Raw genomic sequence first — 20,085 nt, forward strand, 5'->3', positions numbered from 1 at the left:
TACAACACAGAGCGGCCTCACATGGCCCTGAAAAACAAAACGCCCGATGCGGTGCATCGGGCGCTTTGAGACCTATCGGCCTACCTGAGCAGGTGTAAACCTATTTCAGGACTAGACACGGAGTCAGGCGCCGGCCTCGCAATTGATCATCCAGGACACCCCGAAACGGTCCACCAGGGTACCGAAACAGGGCGACCAGAAGGTCTTGCCCAACTCCAGCTCGACCCGCCCGCCGTCCTCCAGCAAGGCGTCATAGCAGCGCCGCGCCTGCTGCGGGTCGCGGGTATTCAGCGAAAGGGAAATCCCGGAGATCGGCTGCAACGCCGGCCCGTGCCCGTCCGAGGCCATGATCTGGCTGTCGCCGATCTGCAGGTTGGCGTGCATCACCTTGTCGCACCAGCCTTCCGGCACCACCACCGGACCGGGCGCCTCGTCGAAGCGGAACAGGAAACTCACCCTGGCACCGATGGCGTGTTCATAGAAACGCAGGGCCTCTTCGCAACGGCCGTTGAAGCAGACGTAGGGCTGGACGTACATGGGAACCTCGGCAGGCTGTTTTTCCTGTGAGTGTAGAAAAGCAGCAGCCGACAGGCAGCCTCTCGCAGAGTGAATAACGCAGTCCTGGCCATTCGCCCCTCCCCGCCGCCCTGGCGATCCACGACCGCGGCGGGGCCCGCGCGGCGTCTATCGACCCTTGCCACCGCCAGCCGCCATTCGGATGCTGGCGTTCTCCGACGGGCGTGACTCGGCGGACCGCGCAACGAAAAAACCCGCCGAAGGGCGGGCTTTTCGCTGCATGGCCGGCTCAGGCGCCCTTGGCCGCCTGCAGCGCTTCGATGTAGGGCGCGGCCTGGCGCTGGTCGGCGACCAGGGCGACGAAGTCGTTGCCCTTGGCGTCGCGCGCGTCGAGATCGTAGCCGGCCTCGCGGAAGAAGGTGAGGAAGCGCTCGAAGTCGTCGATGCGCAGGCCGCGATAGGCCTTGATCAGCTTGTGCAGCGAGGGGGGCGTGTCGTCGGCCGGCTCGACGCCGAGGAACAGCTTGATCGACTCGTCACTGATCTCTTCGCCAATGATCTGTTTCTTGTCTTTGCGCATCGCTTTCTCTCAACGGCTCTGGGGCCGGGCTCGCCCGGCGCGGGATAAGGCCAGGCAGTTTACTCCCGGCGCGCGGCGAGGCTCAACGCGCGCGTACCGCGCCGGTGTGCAGGTCGGCCCAGACATGGCCGTTGGGATAGGCGAGGAACTGGCAATAGACCGTTTGGTTGCGCAGCAGGTCGAGCAACGCCGGGTACTGCGCCAGCGGGTAGTTGAGCGTGAGGGTGCGGGTCCCGGCATCGTAGACCGGCTTCTTCAGGCTCTTGCCTTCGCTGTCGAACTGGATCAGCACCTGGGCCAGGGTCGCGCCCTTGCTCAACGGCTTGCCCTTCAGGCGCAGCAGGGTCGGCGTGGTGATCGGGATCGGCTGCTGGTTGGACTGCCGCTGGTTGCCCAGCACCACGCTGTACTCGGTGATCTGGATCAGTTGCTGCTGCTCCGGCGCCTCCTGGCGCAACTGGCCGTCGTCGGGCGGCAGGAAGCGCGCGTGCATCGGGGGATTCTCGGCGGCCAGGCCGGCCAGACTGACGAACAGGAGCAGGGAGCCGCACAGGCTACGGGCGAACATCGGGACCTCCGGACAGGGCGAGCCGGCACTCTAGCATGGCTGCCGACCCGCCGCCGAAGCGCTCAGGCGAACTGGGCGCGCATCCAGTCCCGGTAGGCCGGCGCATCGGCGCTGCCTTCGGCAGGCGCCCAACTGGCGAACTCGCCTTCGCCGAGCGGGCGGTAAGGCCCGGCCTTGCATTCGAACAGGATGCTGTCCGGCTCCAGCACCACCAGGGCATGGAACACCCCGGGCGGCAGGTCGACACCGGGGCAGTCCCCAGCGGCGCTCAACTCGCGCTTGTCGAGGAGTTCCCCGTCTTCGGCGAAGACCAGCAGGCCGAGACGGCCCTTTAGCACGATCAGCGCCTCGGCCTTGCCCGCATCCAGGTGCCGGTGCGGCGGGATGTAGGTATTCGGCTGGAGGCCCACTGCCATGCGGTGGCAGGGCTCCTCCATGCGGTGGAAGTTGTGATGCTGGCGACCACGCGGCGCGTTACCCGCCCCGCTCGCCAGTTCGGCGAACAATTGCTGGTCGAGGTAGCGCGGTCCGGCCATCTCAGAGCCCCTTGACCGCGAAGATGCCCGCGGCGTTGCGCCAGTAGCCCTTGTAGTCCATGCCGTAGCCGAACACGTAGCGGTCGGCACAGTAGAGGCCCGTGAAGCTGGCCTTGAGGTCGGGCCGGGCCTTGCGCTCGTGTTCCTTGTCCACCAGTACGGCGGTGTGCACCGCGCGTGCGCCGGCATGCTTGCAGAAGTCGATGATCGCCGAGAGGGTGTGCCCTTCGTCGAGGATGTCGTCGATGATCAGCACGTCACGGTCGATGAAGGAGATTTCCGGCTTGGCCTTCCAGAACAGTTCGCCGCCGGAGGTCTCGTTGCGGTAACGGGTCGCATGCAGGTAGGACAGTTCGAGGGGGAAGTCGAGCAGCGGGAGCAGCTTGCCGGAGAAGATCAGGCCGCCGTTCATCACGCAGAAGACCACCGGGTTGGTCTCGCCGAGATCGCGGTTGATCGCCTCGGCGACGCGACCGATGGCTGCCTCGACCTCGTCGTTGTTGAACAGGCAGTCGGCTTCCGCCATGACTTGGCGGATGTGCGCGAGATCGACGGACATGGTGCTTCTCCCTGGCTGGGCTGAGAAAAAGTCGGCAAAGGTACTCATCCGGTCGCCATCGGGCAACCCCCGGCGGTCGAGTGCGAATCAGAATAATGGTCCAGACTGTGCGGAATGCATTACGCTAGCGCAATTTTTTTGCCCGCCCCCGTTGGAGACAGTCGCCCATGCCCGTACATGAGATCCGCCACCCCCTCATCCGCCACAAACTGGGCCTGATGCGCCGTGCCGATATCAGCACCAAGAACTTCCGCGAACTGGCCCAGGAAGTCGGCGCCCTGCTGACCTACGAGGCGACCAAGGACCTGCCCCTGGAACAGTACGAAATCCCCGGATGGGCCGGCCCGGTGACGGTGGAGAAGATCTCCGGGAAGAAGATCACCGTGGTGCCGATCCTGCGCGCCGGCATCGGCATGCTCGACGGCGTGCTCAGCCTGATTCCCGGCGCCAAGGTCAGCGCGGTCGGCGTCGCCCGCAACGAAGAGACCCTGGAAGCACGCACCTACCTGGAAAAACTGGCGCCGGACATCGCCGAGCGCCGCTCGCTGATCATCGACCCGATGCTCGCCACCGGTGGCTCGATGGTCGCCACCATCGACCTGCTGAAGAAGGCCGGCAGCAAGGAAATCCGCGCCATGGTGCTGGTCGCCGCCCCCGAGGGCATCGAGGCGGTACGCAAGGCCCACCCGGACGTAATCATCTATACCGCCTCGATCGACGAGAAGCTCGACGAGAACGGCTACATCATTCCGGGCCTGGGCGACGCCGGCGACAAGATCTTCGGTACCAAGCAGAAGGAAGCCTGAACATGGGCGATGCCTTCCAGGAGCCGCTCTGGCGCCAGGTGCTGTCAGGCGCGCAGATGCTGTTCGTCGCCTTCGGCGCGCTGGTGCTGATGCCGCTGATCACCGGTCTGGATCCCAACGTCGCGCTGTTCACCGCCGGCCTCGGGACCCTGCTGTTCCAATTGGTGACCGGGCGCCAGGTACCGGTGTTCCTCGCCTCCAGCTTCGCCTTCATCACCCCGATCATCCTCGCCAAGGGCCAGTTCGGCCTGGCCGCGACCATGGGCGGGGTGGTCGCCGCCGGCTTCGTCTACACCTTCATGGGCCTGGCGGTGAAGATCAAGGGCACCGGCTTCATCGATAAACTGCTGCCGCCGGTGGTGATCGGCCCGGTGATCATCTCGATCGGCCTGGCGATGGCGCCGATCGCGGCGAACATGGCGATGGGCAAGGCCGGCGACGGCAGCGAGCTGCTGCCGTACCGCACCGCGATGATGATCTCGATGCCGGCGCTGCTCACCACCCTGGTGGTGGCGGTATTCGGCAAGGGTATCTTCCGCCTGGTGCCGATCATCGCCGGCGTGCTGGTCGGCTTCGCCCTGTCGTTCGTCTTCGGCGTGGTCGACACCGCCGCGATCGTCGCCGCACCCTGGCTGGAACTGCCGAAATTCACCGCGCCGGAATTCAACTGGCAGGCGATCCTGTTCATCGTCCCGGTGGCCCTGGCCCCGGCCATCGAGCATATCGGCGGGGTCATCGCGGTGGGCGGCGTCACCGGCCAGGACTACCTGAAGAAGCCCGGCCTGCACCGCACCCTCCTTGGCGACGGCCTGGCCACCTCGGCCGCCGGCCTGTTCGGCGGACCGCCCAACACCACCTACGCGGAAGTCACCGGCGCAGTGATGCTGACCAAGAACTACAACCCGAAGATCATGACCTGGGCGGCGGTGATCGCCATCACCCTGGCCTTCGTCGGCAAGTTCGGCGCGATCCTGCAAAGCATCCCGGTACCGGTGATGGGCGGCATCCTCTGCCTGCTGTTCGGCACCATCGCCTCGGTCGGCATGAACACCCTGATCCGGCACAAGGTCGACCTCTCGGAAGCGCGCAACCTGGTGATCGTCTCGGTGACGCTGGTGTTCGGCATCGGCGGCGTGCTGATCGGCAGCGGTACCGGTCCCGACGACATCGGCCTGAAGGGCATCGCCCTGTGCGCCATCGTCGCCATCGTCCTCAACCTGCTGCTGCCGGGCAATGACGGCTGGCAGAACAAGGCGCTCGACGAACAGCACAAGGATTCGCACTGAAACCAACGGGCGGAACACTTCGCTGTTCCGTCCGTATTCCACCCGCCTCGTTATTTTCAAATCATGTAGTCAATCGCTTATTACTTTGTAATTAAACTTCCTTGCATTTCCCAAATAACCACGCCATCTGACTGGCAGAGATCTACTCGCGCTGCTATATAGCCAGTCAAGCATGACTGGCGACCGCTCTGCGCCGTGCCATCCATGAACTTAGAGTTTTACGGACATATAAGGCCGATCATTTAAAGTCGTGGGAACTTTATTTATCCGCCAACATCGTCCTGCGCCACCGACATTCATTATCGACAGGAAGTTAGAGATGAATAAACGCATTCCGGCAGTCTTGTTGTTCTGTGCCTGCGCCAGCCTGCTGGGCACCGCCCAGGCCGCCGGTACGCTGATCGGCCAGGTCGGCGTGCAGATGGTCATCGGTGCCGGCTGCACCATCATCAACGGCAGCGTCAGCGGCGGTATCAACCAGTGGGGAACCCTGGACTTCGGCAGCCATTCCGACCTCACCAACGTGGTCGACGCGCAGACCGTCGGCACCAGCGGCAATATCCAGATCCAGTGCAGCACCGGCCTGACCCCGAGCCTGACGGTGAACGCAGGCCTGCACGCCAGCGGCGGCCAGCGCTACATGCAGAACACCACCACCACCAGCAGCACCATCGCCTACAACATCTATTCGGACGCCGCGCGCAGCGCGCTGATCCAGGCCAACACACCGGTGGACATCTCCTCGGTCTCCACCGGCACCGCGGTCAACATCCCCCTCTATGGCCGCGTGGTGCCCACCGGACAAAGCACGCCCACGCCGACGGCGGGGACCTACACCGACACCCTGCTGGTCACCATCGCCTGGTAAGACGCGCCGCCAGGCGCGGCGCCAGGCAGCATGGTCCTGGGGGGACCGATGAGCCTGAACCGCTACTTCACCGGAGGACTGCTCTGCCTGCTCGGCTGCAACCCGGCAAACGCGCAGACCGCCACCATCGTCCTGAGCGCCACGCTGCTCCCGGCCTGCGAGGCAGGTAGCGTCGGCAGCGGCGGCGCGATCACCTTCGGCACCCTCGACTTCGGCCAGTACGCCTCCCTGAACAACGCCATCAGCGCCACCAGCCAGCAAGGCGCAGGCTCCATCCGGGTCAAGTGCGTCAGCGGCCAGACCTATGCGATCACGCTCGACGGCGGGCTCTACGGCAGCGTCGCCACGCGGCGCATGGCGAACATCGCCAACACCGCCCTCACCCTGACCTACAACCTGTACAGCGACCGCCCCGGCGGCATCGTCTGGGACAACACCACCGGCGTTGCCGCCACCGGCAACGGCAACGACCAGTGGTACCCCATCTACGGCCTGGTGCCGGCACAGACCACGCCGGTCGCCGGGACCTACCGCGACACCGTCAACGTGACCATCAGCTGGTGATGCCGATGTCCAGCCGGCGTCTACTCCTGTCGCTTCTCCTGCTCCCGCTGCCGAGCCTGGTCGCGCATGCCGATCCATCGCCGATCAGCCGCGCCTTCCAGGTCCAGGCGGTGGTCGCCAACGGCTGCGCCTTCGGCACCGCCATCAGCAACAACGCCTATGACCTCGGCACCCTGAGCTTCGGCACCCTCGGCAACCTGGCCAGTCCGGTTAACGTCGCCAGCAGCTCCGGGGCCGGCTCCATCGTCCTGACCTGCACTCCGGGAATGACCGTCTCCGTCGCCCTCGACTACGGGGTCAATGGCGGCAGCAGCAGCCAGCGCTACCTGAAGCGGGTGAGCGGTAACGAGACCCTCGCCTACCAGCTCTACCAGGATGCCGCCTACTCCCAGGTCTGGGGCAACGGGGCACTCGCGCGGACCATCGCCAACTTTCCCGCCAGCACCCAGACCTACACGGTATACGCACGCCTGTTCGCGGTCGGCAGCCTGCCGTCCGCCGGCAACTACCGCGATACCGTCACCGTCACCCTTTCGTTCTGAGCCGTCATGGAGGATCACATGCCCAGTCCACACCTACCTCTCCGCCCCGGCCGCTGGCTTGCGGCGCTGCTGGCGCTGTTCCTGGACGGCCCGGCACAAGCCGCCAGTGCGGTGCTGATCTGGCCGATCAACCCGGCCATCGAAGCCGACCAACCGGCCACCGCGCTGTGGCTGGAGAATCGCGGCAAGCAACCGGTGACCCTGCAGGTGCGCGTGCTCGGCTGGTCCCAGGCGGATTTCCAGGACGTCTATCGCAACCAGCAGGCAGTGATTCCCAGCCCGCCCTTCGTCAAGGTCGAGCCGGGCCGCCGGCAGCTGGTCCGGCTGATCCGCCAGGGCGGCCAGCCCAGCACGCCGGAGGACGCCTACCGGGTGCTGATCGATGAAGTGCCCGACGGCAGCGCGGGGCAGACGCAACGAAGCCCCGGTCTCGCCCTGCAGTTCCAGATGCGCTATTCGGTGCCGCTGTTCGTCAGCGCCGACGGCGTCTGGACCCAGCCCCGCAGCGATGTCGAGCGCGACCCGGCCGACGCGACCCGGCCGAAGCTGGCCTGGCGGCTGGTCGAGGAACAGGGCAAGCGTTACCTGCAGGTGCGCAACGAGGGTAGCGTGCACGCCCGCCTGAGCCATGTCCGCTGGGAGGGCAACGGCCGCAGCCTGGCACTGCTGGACGGCCTGCTCGGCTACGTGCTGCCCGGCCGGCAGATGCGCTGGCCGCTGCCGCCGGGGCTGTTGCCGGACGCCGGCATGACCCTGAAACTGCAACTGGCGGACAACGACGCGCCGATCAGCGTTCCCGGGTACTGAGGCGGACGTCGGTCCCGTGCCTCGCCCGTGTCAGCGGCGCTCTCGCCGCCACCGCTCGCTACTGATCGGCCTGGCGCTGCTCTCCCCTGTCCATGCGGCGGACTACCTGGCCGGACTGCCGCCGCCGCAACCCGCTCCGTCCGGCGGCGGCAACGTCCTCTACTACCTGGAACTGGTGATCAACGGCCGCGACAGCGGCCAGGTGGTGCCGGTCAACGCCGCCGATGGCCATTACCTGCTCGACGCCGCGGCCCTGCGCGAAGCCGGCGTGCGCCTGCCTGGCAACCCCGCCGGACAGGTCGCGGTGGACGCCCTGCCCGAGGTCCGGGCGGACTATGACAGCGCCAGCCAGCAACTGCACCTGCAAGTGCCGCCGGACTGGCTGCCGGAGCAGCGCTTCGACGATCCCGGACTGGTCGCCCGCGCCCCGGCGCGCAGCAGCCTCGGCGCGCTGTTCAACTACGACCTGTACTACTCGGACCCCGCCGACGGCGCCACGCCCTGGCTTTCCGCGCTGCTCGAGCAACGTCTGTTCGACGGCTTCGGGGTGATCTCCAACACCGGCGTCTACACCCGCTATTTCGGCGACGCCGACAACCTCGACAGCCGCTACCTGCGCTACGACACCTACTGGCTGTACAACGACGAACGCAACATGCACAGCTACCAACTGGGCGACTACGTCAACGGCGCGCTGAACTGGACCACCCCGGTACGCATGGGCGGCTTTCGCTTCGCCCGCAACTTCGGCGTACGTCCGGACCTGGTCACCTATCCGCTGCTGCGCTTCGACGGCCAGGCCGCCGTACCCAGCACCGTCGACCTGTTCATCAACGGCTACAAGGCCAGCAGCGCCGACCTGCAGCCCGGTCCCTTCGCCATCAGCAACGTGCCGTACATCAACGGAGCCGGCGAAGCCACGGTGGTGACCACCGACGCCCAGGGCCGACAAGTGGTGACCAGCCTGCCGTTCTACGTATCCAACACCCTGCTGGCGCGCGGCCTGAGCGATTTCGACCTGTCCGTCGGGCGCCTGCGCGACGACTACGGCCTGCGCAACTTCTCCTATGCCGACAACGCCGTCAGCGGCATCTACCGCTACGGCGTCAGCGACCGCCTGACCCTCTCCACCCACGCCGAGGCCGCCAGCGACCTGCGCCTGCTCGGCATCGGCGGCGACATCGCCGTGGCCACCTTCGGCACCCTCAGCCTGGCGGCCAGCGGCAGCGACGGCCAGGGCGACAGCGGCCAGCAATACCTGCTCGGCTACTCCTACTATTCGCGACGGCTCGGCCTCAGCCTGCAACACATCGAGCGCAGCGCCGGCTATGGCGACCTCGGCACCCTGGACGGCGAGTACCAGTTGAGCCGGCGCACCGACCAGGCTACCGCCAGCCTGACCTTCGACGAGCAGGGCACCATCGGTGCCGGCTACTTCGACATCCGCGCCCGCGACGGCAGCCGCACGCGCCTGGCCAACCTCTCCTACAGCCGCCCGGTCGGCAGCCGTAGCAGCTTCTACCTGGCGCTGAACAAGGATCTCGACGGCGACGGCTACAGCGCGCTGATGCAACTGGTGATTCCCTTCGACATCAACGGCCTGCTGAACATCGGCGTCACCCGCGACAGCGACCGGCGCTACAGCGAGCGGGTGATCTGGAGCCGCTCCACGCCGAGCCAGGGCGGTCTCGGCTGGAACCTCGGCTATGGCGGCGGCGCCAGCCGCTACCAGCAGGCCGACCTGACCTGGCGCATGCAGAACGTGCAACTGCAGGGCGGCCTCTATGGCGAGACCGGCAACTACACGCGCTGGGCCGATCTCAGCGGCTCGCTGGTATGGATGGACAACGCCGTGTTCGCCAGCAACCGGATCAACGACGCCTTCGTCCTGGTCAGCACCAAGGGTTATCCACAGGTGCCGATCCGCTACGAGAACCAACTGATGGGCAGCACCGACGACAACGGCCACCTGCTGGTGCCCTGGGTCGCGGCCTACTACCCGGCGAAGTTCCAGATCGAGCCGCTGGACCTTCCGGCCAACGTCAGCGCGCCCGAAGTCGAGCAGCGCGTGGCGGTACGCCAGGGCAGCGGCCTGCTGCTGGATTTCCCGATCCGTGCCGTGGTCGCCGCCAGCATCAGCCTGGTGGACGAGCGCGGCGAACCGCTGCCGCTGGGCAGCCAGGCCGAAGAAACCGGCAGCGGCCAGCGCGCCAGCGTCGGCTGGGACGGCCAGGTCTATTTCGAAGGATTGCAAAGCGACAACCAGCTACGCGTGGTCCGCCCCGACGGCCGGGCCTGCCAGGCACGCTTCCGCCTGGACACGCGCAAACCCACCGTCAGCCAGGTCGGCCCGCTGACCTGCTCGGCCCCCATCGGAGATACGCCATGAGCCGCCACTCCACGTCCGCCTGCCTGCTCGGCTTCGCTACGCTCTGCGCCAGCCCGTTGCTGCTCGCCGCCTGCACCACCAGCTCCGGCACCGGCAATTTCGGCAGCCTGAGCTCGTTCACCGTGGCCAGCACCGCCCAGACCATCACCGGCACCACCGGCTTCAAGTGCACCGGCAGCCTGTTGTCGATCCTCAGCACCAACACCATCGACGCGACCATCGCCAGCACCGCCAATCCGCTGGGCACCACGCCGCGGCTGTACAACGCCGCCAGCGGCACCTACCTGCCCTACAGCATCTGCAAGGACAACGGCTGCGGCACCGTCTACAACGTCGGCTCGACGGTACGCTGGAGCAGCACCACCTTCCTCGGCATCCTCGGCCTGTTCAACGCCACCGACGGCAGCCTGCCGCTGTACCTGCGCACCGCCACCGGGGTGACCCTGCCGGCCGGCACCTATACCGATACCATTGGCCTGAACTGGGCCTGGCACCTCTGCGCCGCCGGTGCCCTGGGACTCTGCGTGTACGACGACGGCACCGCCAGCAGCAGCGTCAACGTTACCCTGACGGTGCTCAAGGACTGCTTCATCGACAGCGCTCCGGACCTCAGCTTCGGCAGCGCCGCGCTGGTCTCGGCCTTCACCGCGGTGAACCAGAACATTGGCGTGCGCTGCACCCTGAACGCCACCTATACCATCGGCTTCGACAACGGCAACAACTTCAGCGGCGGCTGGCGGCGAATGCTCAGCGGCGCCAACGCGATCCAGTACAACCTCTACAAACCGGGCGACTCGACGGTCTGGACCACCAGCAACACCCAGGCAGGCACCGGTAGCGGCGCCGCGCAGAACGTGCCGTACCGGGCCATCGTCAACCCGGCACAGGGCAACGTCCCCGCCGGTACCTACAGCGATACCGTGCGGGTCATCCTCACCTACTGAGTCAGGCCGGCTGCCGGGACGCCTTCCAATCCTCGCCGCCCTCGCCTTCCCGTCGCAGGCTCCAGTCCTTCAGGTGCTCCAGGCTGGCGCGATAGGGCTTGAGGCCGATCCCCAGCAGGACCACCGCGCCGAGCACCGCGGCCAGGGTCACCAGCAGCAGCGAGTAGCGCAGCGCCATGTCGTCGGCGAAGACGAAATCGGTGACCAGCGCCACCGCCGTCGGGCCCACGCCGAGACCGAACAGGGTGACCACGAACAGGTAGATCGCCGAGGCCTGGCCGCGCATCGAGTTGGGCATGATCTCCTGGATCGCCGCCGGGGCCACGCCGAACGGCATGCTCAGGAAGAACACCGTCGGCGCCATCAGCGCCGCCGCCCAATTGGCGTTGTCCAGCAGCGGATAGACCAGGGTGAAGGGAATCACCGCCCAGGCGGCGAGCAGCCCGACGCGCATGTTCGCGTCGCTGCGCCCGCGCTTCGCCCAGTAGTCGGCCAGGCGCCCGCCGAAGACGATGCCGAGACAGCCGAACACCGCGACGATGCTGCCGTAGACCACCCCGACATGACCGGCGTCCCAGCCGTGGGTGCGGACGAAGAAGGTCGGCACCCAAGCGCCGCTGCCGTAGCCGGCGAAGGACAGGCAGGCGAAACCGAAGTTGTGGCAGAGCACGGTCTTGCGGTTGGCCCGCAGGTAGGCGCCGACCTCGCCCAGCGGCACCGCCACGCCTGCGCCGACTCCGCGCCGGGCCGGCTCGCGGATCGCCAGCAGCAACAGGCAGAAGAGCACGCCGGCGGCGCCGAGGATGAGGAAGATCAGTTGCCACGGGCGCACCTCGCCGAACAGCGGCAGATGCACGTCGCCCTGGGCCGAGGCGAACTTGATCACCAGCCCGCCGAGCAGGAAGGCCAGCCCCGAGCCCAGGTAGATGCCCATCGAGTAGACGCTGATCGCCGTCGCCCGACGCTCGCGCGGGAAGCTGTCGGCGATCAGCGAATAGGCCGCTGGCGACAGCGCCGCCTCGCCGACCCCGACGCCGACCCGGAAGGTGAGGAATTGCCAATAGCTGCGCGCCAGACCGCAGGCCGCGGTCATCGCGCTCCACACCAGCACGCCGAACAGGATCAGGCCGCGCCGGCTGCGGTTGTCGGCCATGCGTCCGAGCGGGATACCGCAAAGGGTGTAGAACAGGGCGAAGGACAAGCCCATCAGCAGGCTCATTTCCGTGTCGCTGATGGCCAGGTCGCGGCGGATCGGGCCGACCAGCAGGTTGAGGATCTGCCGGTCGATGAAGGACAGCACATAGGCGACCATGAGGATCGCCACCGTGGTCCAGGCCGCAAGGTTGGAGGGATAGCCGTTATTGTTGTTATGCATGCCGAACTCCTGGACGCCGCCGAAGCGGCGGATGCGAAGGGAGGGTCGACAGGCAGGATAAGCCGGCAACATCCGAGCTTATACCCAGGGCAAGGGACTATAGAACTGCTGAATGCGGGAAGCGGGTTCCGGCGAATGACCGCCAGGTCATTCGCCGCCGCGCGCGCTCAGAGCCTGTCCAGCATCTCGCGAGCTGGGCGAGGAAGCGGAGCTGACGAGCGGCAAATGAGCACTTCAAAGCCGTCATACCGCGCCGCGCAGCGGATCATGAACAGGCTCTCAGAGCGGCCTGGCCAAGCGCCCGCTCATCTCGGCCAGGGCGCCGACCCAGGCGGGGTGGTCGTTGAGGCAGGGAATCAGCACCAGGTCCTCGCCGCCGGCACTGATGAACTGCTCGCGGCCGCGCATGCCGATTTCCTCCAGAGTCTCGATGCAGTCGGCGACGAACGCCGGGCACATCACCAGCAGGCGCTTCACCCCACGCTGCACCAGTTCGTCGAGCTTGGCGTCGGTATAGGGCTCGATCCACTTGGCGCGCCCCAGGCGCGACTGGAACGCCACCGACCAGCGCCCCTGCTCCAGGCCGGCGCGCTCGGCGAAGGCCTCGGCGGTGCGCAGGCACTGGCTGCGGTAGCAGAGGGCGAGGGCTTCGGGGCTGACGTTGCGGCTGTTCTCGGCCAGCAGGTCGTGGGCAGGATCCTTCACCAGCTTGCGGATGTGCCGCTCGGGCAAGCCATGGAAGCTCAGCAACAGATGGTCGTGGGGCTGCTGCAGGTACGGACGCACGCTTTCCACCAGGGCATCGAGGTAGACCGGCTGGTCGTAGAACGGCGGCAGCGTGCTGACCTCCAGCTCCAGGCGATGGGCGGCGATCACCCGGCGCACCTCTTGTTCGGCGGTGGTCGTGGTGCTGTCGGCGAACTGTGGATACAGCGGCGCCAGGGTCACCCGCCGGATACCGCGGCGCGCCAGGTCGAGGAGGACCTTCTCGATGGCCGGCTGGCCGTAGCGCATCGCCAGTTCCACCGGTCCATGCGGCCAGTGCGGCTTCATCGCTTCCTGCAGGCGACGACTGAGGACGATCAGTGGCGACCCTTCGTCCCACCAGATCGAGCTGTAGGCGTGCGCCGATTCGGCCGGACGCTTGATCAGGATCAGCGACACCAGCAGGCGCCGCAGCGGCCAGGGCAGGTCGACCACGTAGGGATCCATGAGGAACTGGTCGAGATAGCGGCGGACATCCTCCACCCGGGTCGAATCCGGGGAGCCCAGGTTGAGCAACAGCAGGGCATTCTCGGTCATGCCTGATCCTTTCGTCGGGCGTCCAGGACATCGGCCAGCGCCACGTCCAGGTCGGTGAATTGAAAACGGTAGCCGGCATCCTGCAAGCGTTGCGGCAAGGCTCGCTGGCCGCCGAGCAGCAATCCGGACATTTCTCCCAGCCCGAGGCGCAGGACGAACCCGGGGGTCGGTATCCGCGCCGGCTTGTGCAGCGCCCGGCCCAGGGCCTTGGCGAAATCGCGGTTGCGCACCGGGTTGGGAGCGCACGCATTATAGGGACCGCTGGCATCGGGCCGCCGCAAAAGAAAATCGATCAGCTCGATTTGATCCTCGATATGAATCCACGGCATCCATTGCCGGCCGTCACCCAGCGGTCCGCCCAGGCCGAGCCGGTAGAGCGGCAACAGGCGCCCGAGGAAGCCGCCCTCGGGGGCCAGCACCAGGCCGGTGCGCAGCAGCACGACACGGGTGCCGAGCTTCTCCGCCTCGCGGGCGATCTGCTCCCAGGCGAGGCATAGCTCGCTGGCGAAATCCTCGCCGGCCGCCGCCCCCTCCTCGGTCACCGGGCGCTCGCCGCTGTCGCCATACCAACCCACCGCAGAACCCGATAACAGAAGGTCCGGACGCTGCTCGCGAGCGTCCAGCCATTCCACCAGGCGCTCGGTAAGGCGTACCCGGCTTTCCCACAGCAGCGCCTTGCGCTTGTGGCTCCAGGGTTTGTCCGCGATCGGCTCGCCGGCCAGGTTGACCACCGCGTCGAGCGGCTGGTCGCCGTACTCGTCGAAACGATCGATGCCGCGCACGCCGGCGCCGCACAGCGATTCCACCTGCTGCGGCCGCCGGCTGAACACGGTCAGCCGGTGCCCGGCCTGTCGCCAGCGGGCGCACAGGCGGCGTCCCATCAGGCCGGTACCGCCGGTCAAGAGAATGTGCATGGCTGTCTCCTCGTTTTGCCTGCGTGCCCTTTCAGTCTGGACCCTGGACATCGATCTGCCCGATGACCGTGCATCCTCCCCCCATTCCGGCGTTATCCTGTGAATGGAAGATCCGTCGGCTCCGGCCGGGGAACCCTGGCGTCGTTTTCGACTCAGCCAAGGAACAGGGCTTGCATCGCATTGGTGCCTTAGTGAACGGCGCCAGCCGTCTATTCTTCAGATAACTCGGTTGATACTTCCGAACGGAACGTCTGAAGGTTCGACAGGCCAGGAAGCGAGCCGTGCGCCGCAAGCGCGCCATCAGCGCGACGCAAGGTGCGCCTCGAAGCACGCGCAACACTGTACATTAAATCAAGCTTGTACAAGAAACCTGATTCGCCTGTCCAGACGCTACACAACCAGAGAGGCATGTCATGAGCGTCCCCATCGCCATCATCGGTACTGGCATCGCCGGGCTTTCCGCCGCCCACGCATTGAGATCCGCCGGCCAGACCGTACAACTGTTCGACAAGGGCCACGGCAGCGGCGGCCGCATGGCCAGCAAGCGCAGCGAGGCCGGCACGCTGGACCTCGGCGCGCAATACTTCACCGCCCGCGACCGGCGCTTCCTCGACGCCTTGCAACACTGGCGCGAGGAAGGCTGGGTGGACGAGTGGAAACCCGCTCTCTACCAATACCGCGACGGCCAACTGAGCCCCTCCCCGGACGAGCAGCCACGCTGGGTCGGCATCCCGCGAATGAGTGCGATCACCCGCGCCCTGCTCACCGATCTGCAAGTGGTCTTCTCCTGCCGCATCACCGAGGTCTTCCGCGGCAAGCAGCACTGGCACCTGCAGGACGCCGAGGGACAGAACCACGGTCCGTTCAACCAGGTCCTGATCGCCATCCCCGCTCCCCAGGCCACGCCGCTGCTGGCCAGCGTGCCGAAACTGGCGGCCACCGCCGCGAGCGTGGTCATGGAGCCGACCTGGGCGGTGGCGCTAGGCTTCCGCGAGGTACTCGACACCCCGGTGCAGGGCTGCTTCGTGCACGGCAGTCCGATCGCCTGGCTGGCCTGCAATCGCAGCAAGCCGGGGCGCGACACCGCCCTCGATACCTGGGTGCTGCACGCCACCAGCCAGTGGAGCCGGCAACACATCGACATGGCCAAGGAAGACGTGGTCGAGCACCTGCGCTGCGCCTTCGCCGAAGTGATCGGCTGCGCCGTGCCGGAAGCCGCCTTCAGCATCGCCCACCGCTGGCTCTATGCACGCCCGGCGGAGGCTCACCAGTGGGGCGCCCTCGGCGATCCCGACCTGGGCATCTACGCCTGCGGCGACTGGTGCTCCAGCGGCCGCGTCGAAGGCGCCTGGCTCAGCGGCCAGGAAGCCGCGCGGCGCCTGCTGGAACATCTCTGAGGGGATCGGGCCGTCGCCTGGCGGCCCGATGTGACAAGAAAATACCTATACAAATAAATTGACCTGTACAAGATAAGTTCTAGGATGTGTCGTATGACCGCCCGGCTGTCGAGCTGCGCGCAAACCTCCTTTCCCCTCGGGAGACGACACCGATGCACGAATCTCACCCTTCCCTGACGCCCCGACTCGGCATCAGCGCCTGCCTGCTCGGCGAACCGGTGCGCTTCAACGGCGGCCACAAGCGATCCGCGCTTTGCGAGGAACTGGCGCGACACGTCGAATTCGTCTCCTTCTGCCCGGAACAGGCCATCGGCCTGGGCACGCCGCGCCCGGCGATTCGCCTGGAAGGCACTCCGGAAGCCGCCGAGGCGCGGAGCCACGACGGCCTGGCGGTCGGCGGAGCGCTCGCCGAATATGCGCGGCGAGTGGCGCAACGGGCGGATACGCTGGACGGGTTCATCTTCATGCAACGTTCGCCGTCCTGCGGGCTGCAACGGGTCAAGGTCTACCCTGAAGGCGGCGGCGCGCCGCGCGCCGAAGGCCGTGGACGCTTCGCCGCAGCCCTTTGCGAAGCCTTGCCGGAGCTACCGGTGGAAGAAGAAGGCCGTCTGCACGATCCGGTCCTGCGGGAGAACTTCCTCACCCGCGTGTTCGCCCATGCCCACTGGCAGGCCCTGTGCCAGCGCGGCCTCAGCCATTCGGCCATCGTCGCCTTCCATAGCCGCTACAAGTACCAGTTGCTGGCGCATTCGCCGGAGCACTACCGCAGTCTCGGCCGCCTGCTCGGCGAAGCCGGCCACTACCAGCCGGAAGCCCTCGGCACGCGTTACTTCGGCGAGCTGATGCAGGGCCTGCGCCGCTGCGCGACCCGCGGCAGCCATGGCAACGTGTTGCTGCACCTGAGCGGCTACCTGAAACGCGACCTCGCAGCCGAAGACAGGCGTGAATTGCGCGAGCTGATCGAGCAATACCGGCATGGCAGCGTGCCGCTGGTGGTACCGCTGACCCTGCTAAAGCACCACTTCCGTCGCCACCCGCATGCATACATCGCCCAGCAGGCCTACCTGCAACCGCACCCGACCGAACTCGGCCTGCGCAACGCGCTCTAGGATTTCCCGATGAACTCGCCCCACCTCGAACGCGGCGGCCTGCCGATCCGCGAAGTCACTCGTCTGACCGGCGTCCATCCGGTCACCCTGCGCGCCTGGGAGCGCCGCTACGGCCTGGTGGTGCCGCAACGCACCGGCAAGGGTCACCGGCTCTACAGCGAAGAGCAGGTCGAGCGCATCCGCCGGATACTCGTCTGGCTCGAGCGTGGCGTCGCCATCAGCCAGGTGCGCGCGCTGATGGAGCGTCCGGAGGAAACCCCAGCGGCGGATGTCGAATCCCCCTGGGAACGCCTGCACGAACAACTGCTGGACGCCATCGCCGCGCTGGCCGAGCGACGCCTCGACGATCTGTTCAACCAGGCCGCGTCGCTCTATCCGGTAGCGACCCTCTGCGAAAAGCTTCTGCAACCCTTGCTGCAGCACCTCGAACGACGCTGGCAGGGACAATTCGGCGCGCGCATGGAGCGGGCCTTCTTCTTCTCCTGGTTGCGCAGCAAGCTGGGCGCCCGCCTTTATCACCAGCAGCGGCTGCAACAGGGCGCGCCGCTGCTGCTGGTCAACCAGTCCGAGCTGTCGCTGGAACCGAACCTCTGGCTGTGCAGTTGGTTGCTCGGCAGCGGCGAGGTGCCGCTGCAGGTCTTCGACTGGCCGCTGCCACCGGCCGAACTGGCCCTGGCCTGCGAACGCCTGGAAGCTCGCGGCGTGTTGCTGTACGCCAGTCATCGCCTCAACCCGGAGCACCTGCCGCGCCTGCTGGCAGGGGTGAGCTGCCCGGTGGTGCTGGTCGGACCGGCCGTGGAGATCCAGCGCGAAGCCTTCGAAACCCTGGCGCTAACTGGCCTGCTGCTGGCGAGCACGCCCCTGGAAGCCCGCCGCCTGCTCGGCGAACGAGGCCTGTTGAACCCATGAACGGACTTCCGATGAACCTGATCTGGTTTCGCTGCGACCTGCGAACCACCGATAACAGCGCGCTCCTCGCCGCCGCCGATGGGCGCCCTTGCGTGGCCCTCTACCTGCTCAGCCCGGCGCAGTGGCGGGAACACGACGATGCGCCCTGCAAGGTCGACTTCTGGCTGCGCAACCTGGGCGAGCTGCAACGCCAGCTCGCCGCGCTGAACATCCCGCTGCTGGTGCGCGACTGCGGCCACTGGCGGCAAACCCCGGAAGTCATCAGCCGGCTCTGCCGGGAGCTGGGAATCGGCGCGGTACACGTCAACCAGGAATACGGGGTGAACGAGGAACGCCGCGACCAGGCCGTCGGCCAACGCCTGCGCGAACAGGGCGTGGCCTTCCACAGCCACCTCGACCAGCTGTTCTTCGCCCCCGGCTCGGTGCTGACCCGAACTGGCGGCTATTTCCAGGTGTTCAGCCAGTTCCGCAAGGTCTGCCACGAACGGCTCTACCAGGCCCTGCCGGGTGTCCGCCCGCGTCCGCAGCCCCAGCCACCGCATGCGCTGGCCAGCGACCCGCTGCCGGATGCCGTGCCCGCCTTCCCGCGGCCGGCCGATAGCTTGCGCCGCCTCTGGCCGGCAGGCGAAAAGGTAGCGCAGGAACGCCTGCGCGACTTCGCCGACCAGCACCTGGCCGACTACCATGAACGGCGCGACTTCCCGGCGCTTCCCGGCACCAGCCAACTGTCGCCCTACCTGGCCGCCGGCGTACTCTCGCCCAGGCAATGCCTGGACGCCGCGCTGGTCGCCAACCGCGGCGAGTTCAGCGGCGGCCAGCAAGGCGCCGCGACCTGGATCAACGAGCTGCTCTGGCGCGAGTTCTACAAGCACATCCTGGTCGGCTACCCACGGGTCTCCCGGCACCGCCCCTTCCGCGAGGAGACCGAAGCCCTGCGCTGGCGCCAGGCCCCGGCGGAACTCGAAGCCTGGCAACAGGGGCGCACCGGCATACCGATCATCGACGCGGCAATGCGCCAGTTGCTCGCCACCGGCTGGATGCACAATCGCCTGCGGATGGTGGTAGCGATGTTCCTCAGCAAGAACCTGCTGATCGACTGGCGCGAAGGCGAACGCTGGTTCATGCGCCACCTCATCGACGGCGACCTGGCGGCGAACAACGGCGGCTGGCAGTGGAGCGCATCCACCGGCACCGACGCCGTCCCCTACTTCCGCCTGTTCAATCCGCTCTCACAGTCCGAACGCTTCGATCCACGCGGCGAGTTCATCCGCCACTGGCTGCCGGAACTGGCCGGCCTGGAGCGCAAGGCGATCCACGATCCGTCCAGCCTGGGGCTGTTCGCCGGGGTCGACTATCCACGGCCGATGGTCGACCTGAAGGCCAGCCGCGAACGGGCGCTGGCGGCTTTCCGCAACCTGCCGCCGCGCGATGGTCGCGCGTAGGGCGCGTCAGCGAGCTATCGCCTCCCGCCAAATGGCTCGCTCTTTCCATGGGGCGATGCGGCGTGGCGGAAGAATCGCAGGCATGAAAAAGCCGGGATGAACCCGGCTTTTTTAGACCGTGCCGACTAGATCGGGATCTTGTAGAACAGGCTGTAGGACTCGATACCGTCGTTCGGCTGTTTCAGGCCGGCGTTGGAATAGTGGATCGCCCGAACGCCGACCGACTGGCCGTTGGCGAACTTCAGGCCGGCACCGATGCGGTCTTCGAAGTTCAGGGAGGAACCCAGGTTCTGGTCGCCGACACGGGTGCCGGAGAACGCCGCCACGCCGATACCGGCCTCGATGAATGGCTTGATCGAGTCGCCGGCGAACTCGTAGACGAATACCGGAGCGAACGACAGCGAATGCTTGCCGGCGCCTTCATCGCCACCTTCCCAATAGGTGTAGCCCGCATCCCAGTAGCCGGTCAGGCGCCCGGTGGAGGACTGCCACCAGCTCTTGTCCCAATCCCAGCTCAGGCCCAGGCGATAGGTCATGCCCGACTGGCCGGTCGCACCGACGGCGGCCGAGACGTCCGCCGCCTGGGCGGAGGCCACGTGGACGGAGGAAAGTGCGGCCAGAACGGCCAGCGGAAGTAGTTTCTTCATTGAAACGTCCTTTTCGAAAGTTGCA

The 20,085-nt window shown here is 66.8% G+C and carries 21 protein-coding genes; 12 read left to right on the top strand and 9 right to left on the bottom strand.

Translation table 11 applies throughout. The features are described from left to right. Positions 1 to 123 precede the first annotated feature (123 nt). The 5 genes from AC4OR5_RS29580 to AC4OR5_RS29600 form a co-directional block, all read right to left on the bottom strand. Positions 124 to 537, bottom strand: coding sequence for a VOC family protein (locus AC4OR5_RS29580; protein WP_003094957.1), 414 nt, complete (start codon positions 535 to 537; stop codon positions 124 to 126). A 268-nt stretch (positions 538 to 805) separates the two neighbouring features. Then, positions 806 to 1,096, bottom strand: coding sequence for a PA4642 family protein (locus AC4OR5_RS29585; RefSeq protein WP_003094960.1), 291 nt, complete (start codon positions 1,094 to 1,096; stop codon positions 806 to 808). An 82-nt stretch (positions 1,097 to 1,178) separates the two neighbouring features. Next, positions 1,179 to 1,664: a hypothetical protein gene (locus AC4OR5_RS29590; protein WP_003094962.1), complete on the bottom strand. Its 486-nt coding sequence runs from the start codon at positions 1,662 to 1,664 to the stop codon at positions 1,179 to 1,181. 62 nt (positions 1,665 to 1,726) lie between these two features. Next, the gene (locus tag AC4OR5_RS29595) at positions 1,727 to 2,200 is read right to left on the bottom strand and encodes a WbuC family cupin fold metalloprotein (RefSeq protein ID WP_003094965.1); all 474 of its coding nucleotides are present in this window, start codon (positions 2,198 to 2,200) and stop codon (positions 1,727 to 1,729) included. Between the two features lies 1 nt (position 2,201). Continuing rightward, positions 2,202 to 2,759 carry a hypoxanthine-guanine phosphoribosyltransferase gene (locus tag AC4OR5_RS29600; RefSeq protein ID WP_003094967.1) on the bottom strand — a complete coding sequence of 186 codons (558 nt, stop codon included), beginning with the start codon at positions 2,757 to 2,759 and terminating at the stop codon, positions 2,202 to 2,204. 167 nt (positions 2,760 to 2,926) lie between these two features. On the opposite strand from AC4OR5_RS29600, the gene upp reads away from it, so the two are divergent. From upp to AC4OR5_RS29640, 8 genes are all read left to right on the top strand, one after another. Further along, positions 2,927 to 3,565, top strand: coding sequence for a uracil phosphoribosyltransferase (upp, locus tag AC4OR5_RS29605; RefSeq protein ID WP_003094968.1), 639 nt, complete (start codon positions 2,927 to 2,929; stop codon positions 3,563 to 3,565). A gap of 2 nt (positions 3,566 to 3,567) precedes the next feature. Next, complete coding sequence (locus AC4OR5_RS29610; RefSeq protein ID WP_003094970.1) at positions 3,568 to 4,851, top strand: uracil-xanthine permease family protein; 1,284 nt, start codon at positions 3,568 to 3,570, stop codon at positions 4,849 to 4,851. Between the two features lie 319 nt (positions 4,852 to 5,170). After that, positions 5,171 to 5,719 (top strand): Csu type fimbrial protein, encoded by a 549-nt coding sequence (locus tag AC4OR5_RS29615; RefSeq protein ID WP_003099340.1) that lies wholly within the window; start codon positions 5,171 to 5,173, stop codon positions 5,717 to 5,719. Positions 5,720 to 5,749: 30 nt separating this feature from the next. After that, positions 5,750 to 6,283, top strand: a complete 534-nt coding sequence (locus tag AC4OR5_RS29620; protein ID WP_003135089.1) for a Csu type fimbrial protein — start codon at positions 5,750 to 5,752, stop codon at positions 6,281 to 6,283. Further along, entirely contained in the window at positions 6,283 to 6,825 is a 543-nt protein-coding gene (locus AC4OR5_RS29625) for a Csu type fimbrial protein (RefSeq protein ID WP_049321232.1), read from the top strand. Before AC4OR5_RS29620 ends, AC4OR5_RS29625 begins: the two co-directional genes overlap by 1 nt. Before the next feature lie 18 nt (positions 6,826 to 6,843). Then, on the top strand, positions 6,844 to 7,632 hold the full coding sequence (locus AC4OR5_RS29630; RefSeq protein WP_058160596.1) for a fimbrial biogenesis chaperone: 789 nt from the start codon (positions 6,844 to 6,846) through the stop codon (positions 7,630 to 7,632). Between the two features lie 16 nt (positions 7,633 to 7,648). Then, complete coding sequence (locus AC4OR5_RS29635) at positions 7,649 to 10,021, top strand: fimbria/pilus outer membrane usher protein (protein WP_058152328.1); 2,373 nt, start codon at positions 7,649 to 7,651, stop codon at positions 10,019 to 10,021. After that, positions 10,018 to 10,965 (top strand): Csu type fimbrial protein, encoded by a 948-nt coding sequence (locus tag AC4OR5_RS29640; RefSeq protein ID WP_003117435.1) that lies wholly within the window; start codon positions 10,018 to 10,020, stop codon positions 10,963 to 10,965. Before AC4OR5_RS29635 ends, AC4OR5_RS29640 begins: the two co-directional genes overlap by 4 nt. Before the next feature lies 1 nt (position 10,966). On the opposite strand, the gene AC4OR5_RS29645 is transcribed toward AC4OR5_RS29640, so the two are convergent. The 3 genes from AC4OR5_RS29645 to AC4OR5_RS29655 form a co-directional block, all read right to left on the bottom strand. After that, a complete protein-coding gene (locus AC4OR5_RS29645) occupies positions 10,967 to 12,340 on the bottom strand; it encodes a spinster family MFS transporter (RefSeq protein ID WP_003099328.1) in 1,374 nt (457 codons plus the stop codon). A gap of 279 nt (positions 12,341 to 12,619) precedes the next feature. After that, the gene (hemH, locus tag AC4OR5_RS29650) at positions 12,620 to 13,642 is read right to left on the bottom strand and encodes a ferrochelatase (RefSeq protein ID WP_019485344.1); all 1,023 of its coding nucleotides are present in this window, start codon (positions 13,640 to 13,642) and stop codon (positions 12,620 to 12,622) included. After that, positions 13,639 to 14,556: a TIGR01777 family oxidoreductase gene (locus AC4OR5_RS29655; protein ID WP_023436300.1), complete on the bottom strand. Its 918-nt coding sequence runs from the start codon at positions 14,554 to 14,556 to the stop codon at positions 13,639 to 13,641. Before AC4OR5_RS29655 ends, hemH begins: the two co-directional genes overlap by 4 nt. A 413-nt stretch (positions 14,557 to 14,969) precedes the next feature. On the opposite strand from AC4OR5_RS29655, the gene AC4OR5_RS29660 reads away from it, so the two are divergent. From AC4OR5_RS29660 to phrB, 4 genes are all read left to right on the top strand, one after another. Beyond that, complete coding sequence (locus tag AC4OR5_RS29660; protein ID WP_003094987.1) at positions 14,970 to 15,953, top strand: NAD(P)/FAD-dependent oxidoreductase; 984 nt, start codon at positions 14,970 to 14,972, stop codon at positions 15,951 to 15,953. Positions 15,954 to 16,105: 152 nt separating this feature from the next. After that, the gene (locus AC4OR5_RS29665; RefSeq protein ID WP_031638444.1) at positions 16,106 to 17,062 is read left to right on the top strand and encodes a DUF523 and DUF1722 domain-containing protein; all 957 of its coding nucleotides are present in this window, start codon (positions 16,106 to 16,108) and stop codon (positions 17,060 to 17,062) included. Between the two features lie 9 nt (positions 17,063 to 17,071). Next, positions 17,072 to 17,971, top strand: a complete 900-nt coding sequence (locus AC4OR5_RS29670) for a MerR family transcriptional regulator (RefSeq protein WP_058160591.1) — start codon at positions 17,072 to 17,074, stop codon at positions 17,969 to 17,971. Next, the gene (phrB, locus tag AC4OR5_RS29675) at positions 17,968 to 19,413 is read left to right on the top strand and encodes a deoxyribodipyrimidine photo-lyase (protein ID WP_058160589.1); all 1,446 of its coding nucleotides are present in this window, start codon (positions 17,968 to 17,970) and stop codon (positions 19,411 to 19,413) included. Before AC4OR5_RS29670 ends, phrB begins: the two co-directional genes overlap by 4 nt. A gap of 125 nt (positions 19,414 to 19,538) precedes the next feature. On the opposite strand, the gene pagL is transcribed toward phrB, so the two are convergent. Next, complete coding sequence (gene pagL / locus AC4OR5_RS29680) at positions 19,539 to 20,060, bottom strand: lipid A 3-O-deacylase (protein ID WP_009316213.1); 522 nt, start codon at positions 20,058 to 20,060, stop codon at positions 19,539 to 19,541. Positions 20,061 to 20,085 lie beyond the last annotated feature (25 nt).

The organism is Pseudomonas sp. YA1, assembly GCF_058680555.1.